The following is a 16012-nucleotide window of genomic DNA, read 5'->3' as shown; positions in this document are numbered from 1 at the left end:
TGCTAAGATGGGACGAGCCCACCTTGCCAGGAGACACGATGCACGACGACTATGTTTTGATTGCCCGGCTGATGATCCCCACGGATGCGCACGTCATCCGCGGCTGCCTGGCCGCCGCCGGCATCGACGTGCTGCTGACGGACGACCAGCACATGCAGGCCGACATGCTGCTGGCGGCCGCCATCGGCGGCGCCCGCGTCATGGTGCGCGCACATGACGTCGCGCGCGCGAATGACATCCTGGCCGCGTTCGAGCGGGGCGATCTGGCCCTGTCCGACGATGCGGATGTGGGCGCGCCCGTCGCCGAATAAGAACACCTGTCAAAACCTACTGCGCGTCGTAATTTGCGGTCTGCGATGCTCACTGTACCTTCGTACGGTTGCGCTTCTCAACCACAACTTCCTTCCGCTCGCTACGGTTTTGCTAGGCGTTGTAAATCAGGCATAGAAACAGCGCCCGCACGCCTGGCGGTAGCTCTCGTTGCCGCCTATGCTGATCTGCTCGCCTTCCTTGATGCGGCGGCCCTGCTCGTCCACGCGGATGTTCATCGTGGCCTTCTTGCCGCACGTACAGATATTCTTCAATTCCTCGATATCGTCGGCCAGCGCCAGCAGATAGGCCGAGCCAGGGAACGGCTCGCCCTTGAAATCCGTGCGCAAGCCGTAGCAGATGACGGGCACGCCCTTCACTTGCGCCAGCTGGTGCAATTGCTGCACTTGTGCCGTGCTGAGAAATTGCGCTTCGTCAACCAGCAGGCAAGCCACCTGCGGGATATCATTGAGGAAATTCGTGTCGGCATGGAAGATATCGACCTGGCGCTGCGGACCCAGGCGCGAGGTGACCCGGCCCACGCCGTAGCGGCTGTCGATGGCGGCCGTGTACAGGCGCACCTGCTGGCCCTGCTCTTCATAGTTGTGCGCGACTTGCAACAAGGCCGTCGACTTGCCCGCGTTCATCGCGGAATACCGGAAATAAAGTTTTGCCACTGCCGCCTGCCCTGTCTGGTTGATTTTCAATACTTTTTAGTATCTTTTCGAGGCGTGATTATAAATCGCAATGGCAGGCTTGCGGCAGCTTAATAGTCCTGCTTGTGGCGCGGCAAGCGGGCCAAAAACGGCGCATACTCGCATCGCGTACCTTGCCGCCGATATGCAAAGCGCGCATATGCAAGCATGGAAACATTCGTTCGCCGCACTCGTCCACCCGCCTACACTGCGCGGCACGGAAGGCGGCTCGGGACACAATCCTGAGCGGCTGTTTCTCTGACAGGAGCTACCATGAATGATCGAATGCCATCCCCCACCCAGCCGCCAGCGCTATACAAGCTGATCGGCAACACCCCGCTGGTCGAAGTGACCAGGCTAGACACGGGCCTGTGTCAGCTGTTCCTGAAACTGGAATCGCAAAACCCCGGCGGTTCCATCAAGGACCGCATCGGCCTGTCCATCATCGAAGCGGCCGAAGCGGACGGCCGCCTGCAGGCGGGCGGCACCATCGTCGAGGCCACGGCCGGCAACACGGGCATCGGCCTGGCCCTCGTCGGCCGCATCAAGGGCTACCGCGTGATTCTCGTCGTGCCCGACAAGATGTCGACGGAAAAAGTGCTGCACCTGAAGGCGCTGGGCGCCGAAGTACATACCACGCGCTCGGACGTGGGCAAGGGCCACCCCGAGTACTACCAGGATTACGCGGCGCGCCTGGCGCGCGAACTGCCGGGCGCCTTCTTCGCCGACCAGTTCAACAATCCCGCCAATCCGCTGGCCCACGAAACGACGACGGCGCCCGAAATCTGGGAGCAAACCGGCCATGACGTGGACGCCATCGTCGTCGGCGTCGGCTCGTCCGGCACCCTGACGGGCCTGACGCGCTACTTCCGCAAGACGCAGCCCAAGCTCGAATTCGTGCTGGCCGACCCGCAAGGCTCCATCCTCACCGAATACATCGACACAGGAAAAATCAGCGACACGAGCGGCTCCTGGGCCGTCGAAGGCATCGGCGAGGATTTCATCCCGTCCATCGCCGACATGGACAGCGTCAAAAAGGCCTATACCATCACGGACCAGGAAAGTTTTGATTCGGCGCGCGCCCTGCTGCGCGCCGAAGGTATTTTAGGCGGCTCATCCACCGGCACGCTGCTGGCCGCCGCCCTCAAGTACTGCCGCGAGCAGACGACGCCCAAGCGCGTCGTCACGTTCGTCTGCGACACGGGAACACGCTACCTGTCGAAGGTCTACAACGACGGCTGGATGCGCGACCAGGGTCTGCTGCAGCGCACGCTGTCCGGCGACTTGCGCGACCTGATCGGGCGCCGCTACGACGAGGGCGACGTCGTCAGCGTGGCGCCGGGCGACACCCTGCTGACCGCCTTCAACCGCATGCGTGCCAGCGACCTGGCCCAGCTGCCCGTCATTGATGCAGGTCAACTGGTCGGCATCGTCGACGAGTCGGACTTGCTGCTGCACGTCTCCGGCGACGCCGCCCATTTCGCAGGTCTGGTGGGCGCCACCATGACGACGCAGATCGAAACCCTGGCGCCATCGAGCGGCTTGCCCGCCCTGCGCGCCACGCTGGACCGGGGCTTGACGGCCGTCGTCGCCGACGATAGCGGCTTCTACGGCCTGATCACCCGCTTCGACCTTCTCAATCACTTACGCAGGACTTTATCTTGAGCCAAGAAACCACCCGCAAGCGCCATCTGGCCACCCGCGTCATCCACGCCGGCCAGTCGCCCGACCCGTCGACGGGCGCCATCATGCCGCCCATTTACGCCACCTCGACCTTCGTGCAGGAGAGCCCCGGCGTGCACAAGGGCCTGGACTATGGCCGCTCGCACAATCCCACGCGCTGGGCGCTCGAACGCTGCGTGGCCGAGCTGGAAGGCGGCAGCGCGGCGTTCGCGTTCGCCTCGGGCCTGGCCGCCATCTCGTCCGTGCTGGAATTGCTGGACGCGGGCAGCCACATCGTCGCCGGCGACGACATGTACGGCGGCACCTACCGGCTGTTCGAGCGCGTGCGCCGCCGCTCGGCCGGCCACGCCTTCACCTATGTCGACCTGACGAATCCCGAGAACCTGCTGGCCGCGCTGCGCCCGGAAACGAAGATGGTGTGGGTGGAAACGCCGACCAATCCCATGCTGAAACTGGCCGATTTGCGGGCGATTGGCGACATCTGCCGCGAACGGGGCATCATCGCCGTGGCCGACAACACGTTTGCCAGTCCGCTGGTGCAGCGCCCCCTGGAACACGGCTTCGACATCGTCGTCCATTCGACCACCAAGTATCTGAACGGCCACTCGGACATCATCGGCGGCATCGCCATCGTCGGCGCGGAAGCACGCCAGGCGGCATGGCGCGAGCAGCTGGGCTTCCTGCAAAACTCCGTCGGGGCGATTGCCGGGCCGTTCGACAGCTTTCTGGCCCTGCGCGGCGTGAAAACCCTGGCCATCCGCATGCAGCGCCATTGCGCAAGCGCCCTGGCGCTGGCGCAGTGGCTGGAGCAGCAGAAAGAGGTCAAACAGGTGTTTTATCCGGGCCTGGCATCGCATCCGCAGCATGCGCTGGCGCAGCGCCAGATGGATGGTTACGGGGGCATCATCTCCATCGACCTGGCTACCGACCTGGCGGGCGCGCGCCGCTTCCTGGAGCGCTGCGAGGTGTTTGCCCTGGCCGAAAGCCTGGGCGGCGTGGAAAGCCTGATCGAACACCCGGCCCTGATGACGCATGCCAGCATTCCCGCCGAACAGCGGGCAAGACTGGGCATCGGCGACGGCTTGATCCGCCTGTCGGTGGGCATCGAAGACCTGGAAGACCTGCGCCATGACTTGCGCACGGCGCTCGACGCGATCTGATCGGCCCGGCGGCTATTTTCCTGGGTGGTAGCGGCGCTCCAGCTGCCGTTCCACCTGTTCGGGATAAAACAGCACGTCCTTGAACTCGCCCCGCGCATACATGGCCGCCTGGTCCCGGAAGTGCGGTGATTGCGGGTCGCCGCTCTGGCCGCCCGCGAGGATGCTTTTCGCCCTGATGCGGGGGCCGAATTCCACGGCCGCGACAAAGCTGTTGCCGCGTTCGCCGTAGATGCGCTTCGTGGTGCTCTTGCTGCTCTGGCCATACGCGGCCAGCGCGCCCCAGTTACCCGACGCGTAAGGCACGGGCAAGCTGGCTTGCGCATCGTCAAACGGCTGCACCACGTCGCCCGTCAGGCGCTGGAAGCGGTTGATCTCGCCCCACGGCGTTTGCCAGTGGCCGAAATCGCGCTGCAGTTTATCGGCCGCCGTCGCCAGCGCCGCCAGGCGCTGTTCGCCATGCACCTTGTCCGTCGCCATGAAGTCGACCACGGGCACGCCCTGCTCCCTCGCCTGCTTGCCCGTCAGTTCCGCCAGTTCCTGGCCCCAGAACACGGCCAGCGAGGTGGCCGTGGAAGTGAGCGCATAGCGCCAGTCCCAGGCCCGCAGCAGCGCGATCTTGTCGGCCAGCGCCAGCTGTTGCGCATCGCCCGCCGGCAGCGCATCGTAGGCCGCGAACAGGGGCGGCAGCAGCGTTTCGAAGGCCGTCAGTTCGCTGTCATAGGAGGCGGCGATCAGGCTGTCGAGCGTGAAATCCTTCTGGTTCTGGAAAACCTTGACGGCATGCAGGCCGCGCGCGTTTTCGCCGTAGACCGACATGTAGGCGGGATAGTCGCCCTGGCGCGGGCTGCTGGCGCCGGCCGCCGAATACGGCCAGTTGTTCGTATTCTGGATCCAGCCATTCTTCGGATTGAACAAGGTGATGGTCTGCGCCACCGTGTGCAGCCCCTTCCATTCCGTGGCCGGATCGCTGCCGTCGACGGGCTGCTTCCAGTTGAAACGCGGGTCGCGCACGGGGATGAAATTGCCGTGAAAATAGGCGATATTGCCATCCGCATCCGCGTACACCGTGTTGTTCGACGAATTCGTGCGCAATTCCATGGTCTTGTAGAAGGCCGCGTAATCGCGCGCCTTGGTGCGCGCGTACGACTGCATGAGCGCCTTCAAGGGCGAGTGCATCAGGCGCACGGCTACCCAGCGTCCATCCTGCGCGCGCACGATGGGGCCGTGGTGGCTGTAGTAGACGGTGATGGTCTTCGAGCCCATGCGGCCATCGGCCAGTTTATAGGGCAAGGTGATGGGCACGGCATTCAGGGGGCGCAGCGCGCCGTCGTAGCGGTAGAACCAGGCGCCGTCCTGGTCGACGATGCTTTCCAGGTATTCGTCGATGACGTCGCCGCCGCCCGAGGTATGCATCCAGCCCAGGCGCTCGTTGAAGCCCTGGTAGACGAAGAACTGGCCCCAGGTGACGGCACCGTACGCGTTCAGGCCTTCGCCGCTGGTCATCTGCACTTCGGGACGGAAGTAGAACGAGGTATGCGGATTGATCATCAGCAGCGCATGGCCGTTTTTCGTGATGGCGGGCGCGATGGCGAAGCCGTTCGAGCCGCTCGGCTCGGGGTCCAATCCTGACGCCAACCCGGTGTCCACACTGGCCAGCGCCACGGCAGCAGGCCTGGCCTGCTGGCCGTAGAACGCTTCGAGCTGCGCCAGGCTGACCGATTCGATATCGCCGCCGATGCTGCCCTCGCTGAAACTCAAGGCCATCCACGGCTCGAAATGCGCGATCAGCCGCGGTTTCACTTGCGGATGCGTGGCCAGGTAAAAATTGAGACCATCGGCAAACGCATCCATGAGTTTCTGCAGCCACGGCGGGCTGGCGCGGTACTGCGCCTGCAGCTCGGCCGGATCGATAAAAAGCTTCATGCGCAGGTCGCGGTACAGTTCCCGCTCGCCCTCCACTTCCGCCAGCCGCCCCATGGCATTGATATAGTTCAATTCCACGCGGGGAAAATCATCCTCGGCTTGCGCATACATCAGGCCGAAGACGGCATCGGCATCCGTCTTGCCCGTCACGTGGGGTATGCCCCAGGTGTCGCGCGCGATGCTGACATGGGCGGCCTGCGCCTGCCAGCGGGCCATGTCGGCGGCAGAAACGGCGGGCGCCGCCAGCGCGGGAGCACTGGCAACGATGCCGCAGGCGACGGCGGCGAGCAGGGTACGGCGAACTGGCATGCACTACTCCAATGGTCAGGATGCGTCGATCAGCGTGGCGATACGCTGGTTGAGTTCCACATTTTCCGCCTGCAGCTGCGCCACCTTCTGTTTCAGGCTGGCGATCTCGCCGCGCAGGCGCTCCGCTTCGGATGGCGTTTGCGCCGCGTTGTCCGCCCATGGCTCGTTGCCCGTTTCCGGCGTGTCCTGCGACACGTGGACCTTCGGCTCGCGCGGCGTGCGCGTGGCGGCGCGCTGTTCGCGGATTTCCTTGGCCGCCTGGCGTAACAATTTCTTGCCGCCGGCGACGGCCGCCACCTGTTCTTCCGGCGGCAGCGACGCCACCGTGGCCGCCGCATTGATGGAAATCGTGCCCGAACGGACGGCTTCCACCAGTTCCGGCGAGGCCGCCTTCTGGATCTTCTCGATCTGGCTGATCTGGTTGCTGCTCAATCTGGCCGCCTTGGCCACCTCTTCGCGCGTGCTCATGGGAGGCTTGGGCGCGTTTTCGCCATCGGGCGCGTCCTGGGCGCTGACGGGCGCCGGGCTGCGCGCGGCGACGATTTCCTTCTTGCGCAAGGCCAGCACGCCGCGCTGGAAGTCCGACACGCTGCGGCGCGCCAGGTGATTGTCGATCATCCACAGCATGACGTCGTCAAGCGAGGTAAAGCTGGTGTTCTGGATGGTCTTGAATTCGATGCCGTGCTGGCGGCAGATGGCGTAGCGGTTATGCCCGTCGATCAGCACGTCGTTCCACAGCACCAGCGCATCGCGGCAGCCTTCGGCCAGCAGGCTGCGCTCGAGCGCCGCGTACTCGCTGGCCGTAAGCGGGTCGATATACGACTGCAGCACCTGATTGATAGTGATATTCATGGTTGTCCTCAATATTGCGGCGCGATGGTCCGCGCCGGCACGAATGCTACACCATCCACTGCCGCTGGCCGGGTAAAATCACGGCGGCACAGCTCAATCCAAGACACAGACCATGAAAAGAAAGCACGCCACCGCGATCATTTTTGCCGTTGCCGCCATCGGCTTTACCTGGGTCAGTCCCTACATCGCCATGTACCGCATCAGCATCGCGGCGAAATCCGTGCGCCTGGAAGCCCTGGCGCAGCATGCCGACCTGCCCGCCATCCGCGCCAGCGTGGCGCGCCAGTTGCAGGCGGCCGGCGAGACGAGCGATGCGGAGGAACTCAAGGAAATGCTCGACACCATCGTCTCGCCGCCCGGCATCACGGTGCTGATCCTGCACGGCAAGCAGGGTAGCGATGGCCAGCGCCACGACTTCGGCATGGCCTACCGCTCCTGGAATGAAGTGGCGCTGCGGCGCGCCGGCGCCGGCCCCGCCGCCAGCCAATTCTTGCTGCGCCGCCACGGCATCTGGGACTGGAAATTGACGGACATTACCCTGCCGCCGGAATTACTCTAAAGAAACTTGATCTAAAACAACACTTACTTAAACCTCTATATTGATTTACGGAAATATTATGTAGAATGCCAACACTTCAGGCGCACCGGGTCGCCAGGCATCCGAGAGATCGCAGATGAAAAGAACCTTGCTTCTTGCTCTAGTGGCACTGGTCGCGCTGGCCGGCGTCTTCTATGGCAGCCCGTATTTCACCATGAACAAGATCCGCGCGGCCACCATGGACGAGGATACGCAGGCGCTGGCCGCGCAGATCGACCTGGCCCGGCTGCGCGGCAGCCTCGGGCAGCAACTGCACGCCCTGTTTTCGGCGCCGGAAGTGGCCGACGACATCAGCCCCGACGTCATCGCCCCCTTGCTCGATACCATGCTGATGCCCGAAGGCATTGTCGCCTTGATGAAACTCAATGACCGCTACGAAAAGCCGATCGCCAAGGTCAGCGACATCAGCGGCCGCAAGCGCAACACCAAGCCCGACTATAGACTGCGCTATACCTCGTGGAACAGCGTCGTGGTGCAGCGCGCCCACAGCAAAAGCCATATCGGCGAGCTGACCCTGGCGCGCGACGGCCTGTGGCGCTGGAAGCTGGTATCGGTGGCGTTGCCGAAGAATCTGCTGGCCGACGCGTGAGGCGCCGGGCGACTTCCCATCCGCACGCCAGGCCGGCATGAGATAAGCAGCCGGCCCGTCGGCACTGCTATCATCTGGCTTTCATACGCATAGGAGGCCACATGACTGACCTGGTACAACACGCACTGGCCCACGCGGCCAAACCGGCCACCACGCCGTGGGTGGTGACGCTCGCAAATGGTGAAAAACTGACGGGCCCCATCAGCGCCCTGGGAGACGGCTGCTACGCCATCGGCCTGGGCCAGATCAAATACTTTTCCAGCGACAAGGTCGCCTGCCTGAACGTCTCGGGCGCGGGCGCCTTTCCCATCTGATGCCGGCGGCGCCGGACGCGACGGATTTGGCGGCGCAGCTGCAGGCGCTGGAAGCGGCGCTGCAGAGCCAGGCGGTGCGCGCCGACGGCGCCAGGCTGGCGGCGCTGCTGGCCGATGAGTTCATCGAATTCGGCAGCTCCGGCAATATCTGGACGCGCGCGGCCACGCTGGCGGACCTGCCGGCAGAGCAATTCTGCCCGCGCAGCATCAGCGATTTCCAGGCCCGCTGGCTCGCCTGCGATGTTGCATTCGTTACCTACCGCTCGCTGCGTCACGCAAGCGGCGCCCTGCCCGCCAGCGCCAGTTTGCGCAGCTCGCTGTGGAAGTGGCGCGATGGCCGCTGGCAAATGGCATTTCACCAAGGCACGCCGGTAGGCGTCTGACGCCCTGCCGCGCCCACGCCAGCGGCCCGGGCGGCGCGCATCGGCCGGCGGCCGCACAAACTGTCCATGGCATGACGTTGTTTTTTGGCACCCAAGAATTCATTGATTTACCGAATTTTTTGTGCAACAATGATTTTAACAAATAAAACAAATAAATAAATAAATTAATTAATGGAATCGGTTTTTAGATAGCACGATCCTTGCACCACGAATCCGTGTTCAGGATAGAGAAGCACTGCGTAGGGCATGTCCCGTTGCCAGGCAACATCCGGCCACCCGCCCCGCGCAAGCACACTTTCTAATCTTTATCACGTATTTGGGAGAGGCATCATGGATAAATTAACTGTTCGCGCCCAGCTGACCCTGGCTTTCGGCCTGCTGGTCTTTTTCCTCATCGGCATGTCGATCCTGTCAGTGCGGAGTCTGTCCAACTTCAATACCAGTTTTGACAGGTATGTCAACGGCATCACCGCCCGCGCCAATATGGCGCACCGCGTGCGTGATGCGATCGACATGCGCGCCGTGGCGGCCAGGAACCTGGTGCTCGTCTCCAGGCCGGAGGACATGGAAATCGAACGCAAGCATGTCTTGCAGGCGCAGGCCGATGTCGTCAAGAACATGCAGCAACTGCTGCAACTGGCGCAGGACCCGGACGTATCGGACCAGGTGCGCGGCGTCATCAACAAGATCGACAGCATCGAAAAACGCTATTCCCCCGTGGCATTGGCCATCGTCGACCTGGCCTTGCAGAAGAAGAACGAGCAAGCCATCGTCAAGATGAACGAGGAATGCCGTCCGCTGCTGGCCGCCCTCGTGGCCGCCAGCGATGAGTATTTTGTCCTGACGGAGCAGCGCTCCGCCGTCATCCTGCAGGAAGACAACGAGCAGTACATTCTCAACAGAAATATCCTCATCGGCGCCAGCCTGCTGTCCATCGTGCTGGCGTCGCTGGCAGGCTGGCTCATCACACGCAGCTTGCTCAAGGCGCTGGGCGCCGAACCGCGCCAGTTGTGCAACGCCGTCAGCCTGCTCGCCGGCGGCGACCTGACGGGCAAACTGAACGTCGCGCCTAACGATACGGCCAGCGTGCTGTCCGCCCTGCAGCGCATGCAAGTGTCGCTGACCTCGGTAGTGTCTTCCGTGCGCCAGGATTCCGACACGGTCTCCCTGGCCGCCGAGGAAATTTCCACCGGCAATAACGATCTGTCGCTGCGCACGGAACAGCAAGCCAGTTCGCTGGAAGAAACCGCTTCCTCGATGGAAGAAATCACCAGCACCGTGCGCAAGAATGCGGAAAACGCCCGCGAAGCCAATGTGCTGGCCAGCACGGCATCGGACGTCGCCAGCAAGGGCGGCGCCGTGGTGGGGCAAGTGATGGGCACCATGGACCTGATCAGCGAATCGTCGCGCAAGATCGTCGACATCATCAGCGTCATCGACGGCATCGCCTTCCAGACCAACATCCTGGCGCTGAATGCTGCCGTGGAAGCGGCGCGTGCCGGCGAACAGGGCCGCGGCTTCGCCGTCGTGGCCACCGAAGTGCGCGGCCTGGCGCAGCGCAGCGCCAGCGCGGCCAAGGAAATCAAGACGCTGATCGACGATTCCGTCAGCCGCGTCGATGCCGGCGCCAGGCTGGCGGCGCAGGCGGGAACGACGATGTCCGAGGTGGTCGCCAGTGTCGCCCGCGTCAGCAACATCATCGCGGAAATCACGGTGGCCAGCCAGGAACAGTCCAGCGGCATCGAGCAGATCAATCAGGCGGTGGCGCAAATGGATAGTGTCACGCAACAAAACGCGTCGCTGGTGGAAGAGGCGGCGGCGGCGGCCGAATCGCTGCGCGACCAGGCCAGCCACCTGGTGCAAACCGTGAGCATCTTCAAGACACACGACAGCCAGGTGGCAGCGCCCGCGCCCGCACCCACCGCGACACGCGCCAGCGCCAAGCCGCTGCGCCTGGTACCCGCGCCGGCCAGCAAGCCCGCCAAGCGCCCGGCAGCCCCGGTGAAACAGCGCGCAGTGCAGGCGGAAGCCGTGACGGCAGGCGATTGGGAAGAATTCTGATCCGCTTCGGGCATGCGGGCACGCATCACGGCATGAGCGCAAAACAGACCACGCTCTCTTGCGCCTCCGCAAAAAACCGCTCATCCTCTCCCGCCAGTCTTGCGCCCGAGCAAACCAGCCTGACGTACAGGCCGGGAGACTTGTCGCTACCGGGCATACCTTGGCAGAGGGCATGGCGGATAAGCAGATCGGACAATGGCGTGACGCACTCGCTGATGGTATTTTTTAGAGAAAATCCTCAATCCAGCAAAAAAATACCAACAAAATTCATGGCTTTGAATGTACGCCGATGGACAAACATGGACAACAAAAAACCCGCTCTCCTATGACGAAGGCGGGTTTTTGGACGTTCTTGGATTTTTACGGCTGAGTTCTTGGTGCCCGGAGCCGGAATCAATTATTTTTAAAAATCAACAACTTAATAACTAAAATGGCAAAAATATGGCAGAAAAAAACGCGAGTTTTTATCCAATGCAAAGAACTGAAGACTGAATCTCATCGAAAAGAATCTAGAGCTGGCAACTAGAACTGGAGCCGATTCGGTTCCGGAGTTATGAAAGAACCTTAGGTCTGTGTGATATCAGCAACGTAAATCCTTGAGGGCGCTATCGTTACATGGGTGAAGACCCATTAAAGGGGCGTGGAATGCGTAATTTTGTAGTGTACATCACACTGTGCCTCACAACTGGATGCGGCTCAGGCCCAAACAGACCGTTCAATCACAACCAAGTGCTGGGCATGAACAGCTTCGCCCTCGCCGCCCGCTACGGTACGCCGACCACCTACCAGCACCAGGGCGAATACCTGCAGCTGAACTATGGCAGCGCGGCGGCCGGCTGCCAAGTCATCGTGCTGGTCGACCAGGAGCAACGTGTGGCCGGCTGGGCGTCATCGGGCAATCATTGCATGAAAGGTGGGATAGGCCTAAAAGACGTGCTGAAGTAACTTTATCGCAGCATGCGCGCCTCGCTCTTCGTCAACTCGCGTTCTTTCATGTCGATGCTGACCAGCCACCCGCCGCGCTCCAGCTGCTCCGGACGGCTCTCGGAATTCGAGCGCAACTGCAGGCCGCCCAGTTCGAGCGACTCTTCCGACATCCACTCGATATAACAGTCGATCAGGCGGCCATCCGGAAATGTCGCAATCTGATGGCTGCTCAGCTCAGCGCACGTGGTCTGGCGCTGAAGAACATTTGAGTAATTATCAGCCACCGCCAGCAACCCGCGCAAGCCACCGCTCTCACGCGCAAGTTTTTTCGGTAGCGCCACTCCAGATCTATACAGCTTCCTGACGCGGAATCCGATAGCGTTTTCCGATACGAAAAGTTTGCATACCCAGGTCTGGGCGACCTCGCGGGTGCGGCCGGACTCATCTCTCGTTGCCTCAATGCCGCTGAGCACCATATTCCATCCTTGAACCCGCACCAGTTTGGGCTTGGCCAGCTGCGCCAGAATACGCGGCGCGCCTATCGTCTGCAGGCGTGCCACTTTTGAAGGGCGTCGATTCCCCTCCAGCGTTACGTCGACCACCAACAATTCGAGCAGCATGGCGCCCTCCACTACCGGTGCAGGGGCTGCCAGCACCGCCCCATCCTCTCGACGCCTTGATGCCCAAACCTTCATCATTCATCTCAAATATACTGTGCAAAAACACAGTTTATTGCCAAGCAAGGGAAACCAGAAGGTGAAATTTGTAACTAAAAGAGCCCGCCCTGCGCAGGCACTCACGGACTCATAAATTTACGGCTGCGGCTGCGTTAATGTGTTACGGCGGAGTGCAGTCATAGACAGGGGCAATTAAAAAACTTCGCAGAATAGCAATACACTTTCCCTTGCGAAATATCTTGGCAGTTGGTGAAAAGGTAATGTACTATTCTGTCAAGCGAGAACACGTCCACATTGGGCGTTTTTTTGTGGCCAAGACAATTAGCGCGAAGCGCGTTATACTAGCAGGCTTTTTTGTGCTTTTACAGACAACATCGTCATGGTGAATCGTGCTACACGAGAACTAAAATAACAATACGATGACAACTAACATATTTGATGGCAACTCCCTTGTGATGGCAACCGACTCCCGGTGGTCGATTGAATACGGCTCATGGTTGTTTTATCTTGACGACACAGGCTATAGCAAGATTGTCCGCATGAACGGGATGGCACTTATGTTCGCCGGCTATGGAAAAAAAATCCAAGAATACAAAAATTGGATTCGTTCCAATCCTACTGATTTCTCTGCGCAGCCAGACGTCAAAGGGATGTCGGTATGCATGGTAGATGAAGCAACCGGAGTGGTCGAAGTCAAGGAAGAGCAAGACATCGACACTAACAACGTCTTATGTGCTGGCTCTGGCGCGCGCCCTGCCTACGGTTGCTGGACATCGAACAAGTGTTCGATGCGCGCCGTGGAGAGCGCAAAGCTAGTCGACCCTTGTAGCGGCGGCGAAGTCAAATATGTAAATTTTTCAACAGCAGATACAAACGTATCTGACTATTTAGCAGAAGCACATCTCACTATTGAGACTATCGGTGCCAATATTATGAAGAGAGGTATTGCTATGAAAATTCGTACAACCCCAATGGGTACTCCGGATCTTCCATTTCCGAAGGCAGCAGGTGACGCTGCAAATGAAGAGCAACTTGCCCGCGAACATGTCGGTAACTTGGTGGCATCAGGTGCACTTTCCGCAAACGCACCTTGCGACGGCATGCATAATGACTGGTCAGAAGACAGCAAGAAGAATTTTCAAAGAGCTTTAGGCAAGATGTTTGGCTGGGACAAGCAACCAGCGTAATTTCTAATGACTCTAAAAAACCCGCCCATGCGGGTTTTTTTTCGTTCCTACATACAACCTTCCATTGCTGCCGTCAGTTCGCTCTCGTACTTCCGGCTCCGAGGCCACTCCCGCGCCAGCGCCAGGACGATCTCGCCGTCCATAAGCGCTGGCATCCACCCGAAAAACTCCTCAGAATAGCCCAACCGGCTCAGCCGTTCTATCCCAACTGTAAATAATCAACTCCTTCCGCTCCACTGCCCTGCCACCTCCGCCAACGTTGTAGTGGATTCCAGTGGTATCCATCTGGAAGCGCGCAAACACGCGCCGGATGTCCGGGTGATCGTTCAGGCTCAGGATAGCCTTACCCTTCAGCCTGGCCATCAGCTCGGCCATCTTCTCATACTGCTCGAACTCAAATTCCACGCCATAGCCAGCCGTCTCCCAGTACGGCGGGTCGAGGTAAAACAGCGTATGCGGCCGGTCATAGCGCTCCATGCACTTGTACCAGTCCAGGTTCTCGATGTAGGCACCGGACAGGCGCAGGTGCGCGGCAGACAAGTTCTCCTCGATGCGCAGCAGGTTGAGCGGCGGCGCGGTGGTTGCTGTGCCCCACGTCTGCCCGTCGACCTTCCCGCCGAAGGCATGCTGCTGCAGGTAGAAGAAACGCGCAGCGCGCTGCAGGTCTGTCAGCGTGTGCGGCGGCGTGTCCTGCAGCCACTTGAACACCTCACGGCTCGACAGCGCCCACTTGAACTGGCGCACGAACTCCTCCAAGTGATTCTTGACGACGCGATACAGGTTGATCAGCTCGCCGTTCACGTCGTTCAGCACCTCGACCTCGGCCGGCGGCCGCATGAAGTACAGGGCTGCGCCGCCGGCAAAGACCTCGACGTAGCAGGTGTGCAGTGGAAATTGCGGGATGATGCGGTCGGCCAGGCGTCGTTTGCCGCCGATCCAGGGAATGATAGGTAATGCCAAAATGTGTTCCTCCTAGTGGTAGAGTCGAATTCCTCCCACGAGGTAATCCAAGCCTATTCACCAGGCACAGGCTGATTGTAGCTGTTAGCGCAGCGACAATCAGCCATCCCTTCTATGGCGCCATGCCATTTTCACGCACAAAGCTCTGGCACGCGCGGCCTGTCGCCGCCACCTCTTCCGTCTGCAGGATCAAGGCTTGAATATTTCGCGCCACCGCGTCAGGAAGTAGCCCGCCGGCGGGATTGGCTGCAGTGCCTCCTTCGGCGCCACCGGCACCGGCCGGGGCGGCAGGTCCTGTACTTGCACAGAAGGCGGGCTTGCGCATGCGCTCAGCAGCAACAAGGCGAGCGCGAACATCGTTGATTTCTTCATCGTAGGCTTTCGTGATGGCCAGCGCGACGGCGGCCTGTTGCCTGGCTTGCGCCAGGTTCTCGGCGGCGCGCTGCGCCACCGCCTTTGTTTCTGCTGCAGCGCGGAATTGCTTATCAGCGTCCCACAACGCCTGCACTTCCGCCCGACCATGGGCGTTGCCGAGGATGCGCTGGTACAGCATGCCAGCGCCGGCCAGCACGCACAGCAGCACGGCGCCGTACAGCCAGCTCGGCACCTTGTCAGCGAGCTTGAACAGCGCGCTCATACGATGCCCGCCACGTAGCTGACACCGCCGCCAGCGAACTTGGCCGTCAGCACCTGGCGTCGCGGCGTGCCCACCGACAGGCCGATGTGTACCCACGTGCCCTCGTAGATCAGCTGATCGAAGGCGATATCGCTTTGCCGGATCAGCAGGGCAAGGGCCTTCGGCGCCAGCTTGGCCGTGCTGATATCGGCGGCCAAGCCCAGCACGTGGGCGCTGCTGGCTGCGCCGCTCACGGCCTTGTTCAGCGCCGGCGAGCGGTAGCCGCTGGAAATGGTGATGGGCGCGCCCACCAGCGCGCGCACCTGCTCCAGCAGCGCGGCCAGGCGCGTGAGGTTGGCGACGATGGCGGGCGCCGGCGCGTTGTCGATGCCCTTACGGGTGGCCACCTGCGAGGCGACCAGTTCGGCCAGACTGAAATGGGGGCTCAGGTTCACAAGCCACCCCGCACGTCACGGACGACAGCGGCCGCGTCGCGCGCCAGCTCGCCGATGTCCTTGTCGCGGCGCTTGTCGAGCCAGCGGACCGTGGCGCCCAGCACCCACCAGGCGGGCAAGCCGGCGGCCACCATCAGCGGCGCGGCGATAAACAGGAAGCCCAGCGCCGGATCACTGCCGTACAGCACGGCGACGGCGCGCGCGCTGTCGAACAGACCAGGCATCCAGTTGCGCACGACCACGACCAGGGCCGGCCCCATCAGGGCGGAAAAGAGAATAGTGACGAAGAAGCGCACGCCCGCTTCCTTGGCAGT

Annotated in this window: 18 protein-coding genes; 10 read left to right on the top strand and 8 right to left on the bottom strand. The window is 61.5% G+C overall.

Annotation, left to right across the window (positions count from 1 at the left end; all coding sequences use genetic code 11):
• Nucleotides 1-38: 38 nt before the first annotated feature.
• Nucleotides 39-311 (top strand): putative signal transducing protein, encoded by a 273-nt coding sequence (locus BXA07_RS22370; RefSeq protein ID WP_076571004.1) that lies wholly within the window; start codon nt 39-41, stop codon nt 309-311.
• A gap of 126 nt (nt 312-437) precedes the next feature.
• Here BXA07_RS22370 and BXA07_RS22365 read toward each other — a convergent pair whose 3' ends face one another.
• Complete coding sequence (locus tag BXA07_RS22365; protein WP_076571172.1) at nt 438-986, bottom strand: thymidine kinase; 549 nt, start codon at nt 984-986, stop codon at nt 438-440.
• Between the two features lie 291 nt (nt 987-1277).
• Between BXA07_RS22365 and BXA07_RS22360 the strand changes: the two genes are divergently transcribed.
• Together BXA07_RS22360 and BXA07_RS22355 are read left to right on the top strand one after the other, a co-directional pair.
• Nucleotides 1278-2669: a pyridoxal-phosphate dependent enzyme gene (locus BXA07_RS22360; protein WP_244556367.1), complete on the top strand. Its 1392-nt coding sequence runs from the start codon at nt 1278-1280 to the stop codon at nt 2667-2669.
• The gene (locus tag BXA07_RS22355) at nt 2666-3847 is read left to right on the top strand and encodes a trans-sulfuration enzyme family protein (RefSeq protein WP_076571001.1); all 1182 of its coding nucleotides are present in this window, start codon (nt 2666-2668) and stop codon (nt 3845-3847) included. The genes BXA07_RS22360 and BXA07_RS22355 overlap by 4 nt, the downstream gene beginning before the upstream one ends.
• A 12-nt stretch (nt 3848-3859) precedes the next feature.
• Here BXA07_RS22355 and BXA07_RS22350 read toward each other — a convergent pair whose 3' ends face one another.
• Nucleotides 3860-6079: a penicillin acylase family protein gene (locus tag BXA07_RS22350; RefSeq protein WP_076571000.1), complete on the bottom strand. Its 2220-nt coding sequence runs from the start codon at nt 6077-6079 to the stop codon at nt 3860-3862.
• 15 nt (nt 6080-6094) lie between these two features.
• Nucleotides 6095-6931, bottom strand: coding sequence for a hypothetical protein (locus tag BXA07_RS22345; RefSeq protein WP_076570998.1), 837 nt, complete (start codon nt 6929-6931; stop codon nt 6095-6097).
• 112 nt (nt 6932-7043) lie between these two features.
• Between BXA07_RS22345 and BXA07_RS22340 the strand changes: the two genes are divergently transcribed.
• From BXA07_RS22340 to BXA07_RS22315, 6 genes are all read left to right on the top strand, one after another.
• Complete coding sequence (locus BXA07_RS22340; RefSeq protein ID WP_076570997.1) at nt 7044-7490, top strand: DUF2939 domain-containing protein; 447 nt, start codon at nt 7044-7046, stop codon at nt 7488-7490.
• A 127-nt stretch (nt 7491-7617) separates the two neighbouring features.
• Entirely contained in the window at nt 7618-8118 is a 501-nt protein-coding gene (locus tag BXA07_RS22335; protein ID WP_170909715.1) for a DUF2939 domain-containing protein, read from the top strand.
• 101 nt (nt 8119-8219) lie between these two features.
• Nucleotides 8220-8432, top strand: a complete 213-nt coding sequence (locus BXA07_RS22330) for a hypothetical protein (protein ID WP_076570994.1) — start codon at nt 8220-8222, stop codon at nt 8430-8432.
• Nucleotides 8432-8815 (top strand): nuclear transport factor 2 family protein, encoded by a 384-nt coding sequence (locus tag BXA07_RS22325; protein WP_076570992.1) that lies wholly within the window; start codon nt 8432-8434, stop codon nt 8813-8815. Before BXA07_RS22330 ends, BXA07_RS22325 begins: the two co-directional genes overlap by 1 nt.
• A gap of 330 nt (nt 8816-9145) precedes the next feature.
• Nucleotides 9146-10876: a methyl-accepting chemotaxis protein gene (locus BXA07_RS22320; protein WP_076570990.1), complete on the top strand. Its 1731-nt coding sequence runs from the start codon at nt 9146-9148 to the stop codon at nt 10874-10876.
• Between the two features lie 738 nt (nt 10877-11614).
• A complete protein-coding gene (locus BXA07_RS22315) occupies nt 11615-11821 on the top strand; it encodes a hypothetical protein (protein ID WP_139335702.1) in 207 nt (68 codons plus the stop codon).
• Nucleotides 11822-11823: 2 nt separating this feature from the next.
• Here BXA07_RS22315 and BXA07_RS22310 read toward each other — a convergent pair whose 3' ends face one another.
• Entirely contained in the window at nt 11824-12423 is a 600-nt protein-coding gene (locus BXA07_RS22310) for a hypothetical protein (protein ID WP_139335701.1), read from the bottom strand.
• A 476-nt stretch (nt 12424-12899) separates the two neighbouring features.
• On the opposite strand from BXA07_RS22310, the gene BXA07_RS30385 reads away from it, so the two are divergent.
• Entirely contained in the window at nt 12900-13667 is a 768-nt protein-coding gene (locus tag BXA07_RS30385) for a hypothetical protein (RefSeq protein ID WP_139335700.1), read from the top strand.
• Nucleotides 13668-13838: 171 nt separating this feature from the next.
• Here the strand turns inward: BXA07_RS30385 and BXA07_RS22305 are convergent, their stop codons facing one another.
• The 4 genes from BXA07_RS22305 to BXA07_RS22290 form a co-directional block, all read right to left on the bottom strand.
• Entirely contained in the window at nt 13839-14627 is a 789-nt protein-coding gene (locus tag BXA07_RS22305; protein ID WP_076570984.1) for a DNA adenine methylase, read from the bottom strand.
• A 112-nt stretch (nt 14628-14739) separates the two neighbouring features.
• Nucleotides 14740-15264, bottom strand: coding sequence for a hypothetical protein (locus BXA07_RS22300; RefSeq protein WP_076570982.1), 525 nt, complete (start codon nt 15262-15264; stop codon nt 14740-14742).
• Nucleotides 15261-15698, bottom strand: coding sequence for a D-Ala-D-Ala carboxypeptidase family metallohydrolase (locus BXA07_RS22295; RefSeq protein WP_076570981.1), 438 nt, complete (start codon nt 15696-15698; stop codon nt 15261-15263). The genes BXA07_RS22300 and BXA07_RS22295 overlap by 4 nt, the downstream gene beginning before the upstream one ends.
• A partial coding sequence (locus BXA07_RS22290) for a hypothetical protein (protein WP_076570979.1) occupies nt 15695-16012 on the bottom strand: 318 nt, incomplete at its 5' end. The genes BXA07_RS22290 and BXA07_RS22295, both read right to left, overlap by 4 nt.

The sequence above is a fragment of the Janthinobacterium sp. TND4EL3 genome (assembly GCF_900156175.1).
Taxonomy (GTDB): Bacteria; Pseudomonadota; Gammaproteobacteria; order Burkholderiales; family Burkholderiaceae_D; genus Janthinobacterium.
This window is presented reverse-complemented; position numbering and strand designations above follow the sequence as displayed.

Coding starts and splice junctions, on each gene's coding strand:
- BXA07_RS30385 (WP_139335700.1), top strand. CDS start 12,900: ATGACAACTAACATATTTGATGGCAACTCCCTTGTGATGGCAACCGAC.
- BXA07_RS22345 (WP_076570998.1), bottom strand. CDS start 6,931: ATGAATATCACTATCAATCAGGTGCTGCAGTCGTATATCGACCCGCTT.
- BXA07_RS22315 (WP_139335702.1), top strand. CDS start 11,615: ATGAACAGCTTCGCCCTCGCCGCCCGCTACGGTACGCCGACCACCTAC.
- BXA07_RS22310 (WP_139335701.1), bottom strand. CDS start 12,423: ATGCTGCTCGAATTGTTGGTGGTCGACGTAACGCTGGAGGGGAATCGA.
- BXA07_RS22320 (WP_076570990.1), top strand. CDS start 9,146: ATGGATAAATTAACTGTTCGCGCCCAGCTGACCCTGGCTTTCGGCCTG.
- BXA07_RS22350 (WP_076571000.1), bottom strand. CDS start 6,079: ATGCCAGTTCGCCGTACCCTGCTCGCCGCCGTCGCCTGCGGCATCGTT.
- BXA07_RS22340 (WP_076570997.1), top strand. CDS start 7,044: ATGAAAAGAAAGCACGCCACCGCGATCATTTTTGCCGTTGCCGCCATC.
- BXA07_RS22325 (WP_076570992.1), top strand. CDS start 8,432: ATGCCGGCGGCGCCGGACGCGACGGATTTGGCGGCGCAGCTGCAGGCG.
- BXA07_RS22360 (WP_244556367.1), top strand. CDS start 1,278: ATGAATGATCGAATGCCATCCCCCACCCAGCCGCCAGCGCTATACAAG.
- BXA07_RS22330 (WP_076570994.1), top strand. CDS start 8,220: ATGACTGACCTGGTACAACACGCACTGGCCCACGCGGCCAAACCGGCC.
- BXA07_RS22370 (WP_076571004.1), top strand. CDS start 39: ATGCACGACGACTATGTTTTGATTGCCCGGCTGATGATCCCCACGGAT.
- BXA07_RS22300 (WP_076570982.1), bottom strand. CDS start 15,264: ATGAGCGCGCTGTTCAAGCTCGCTGACAAGGTGCCGAGCTGGCTGTAC.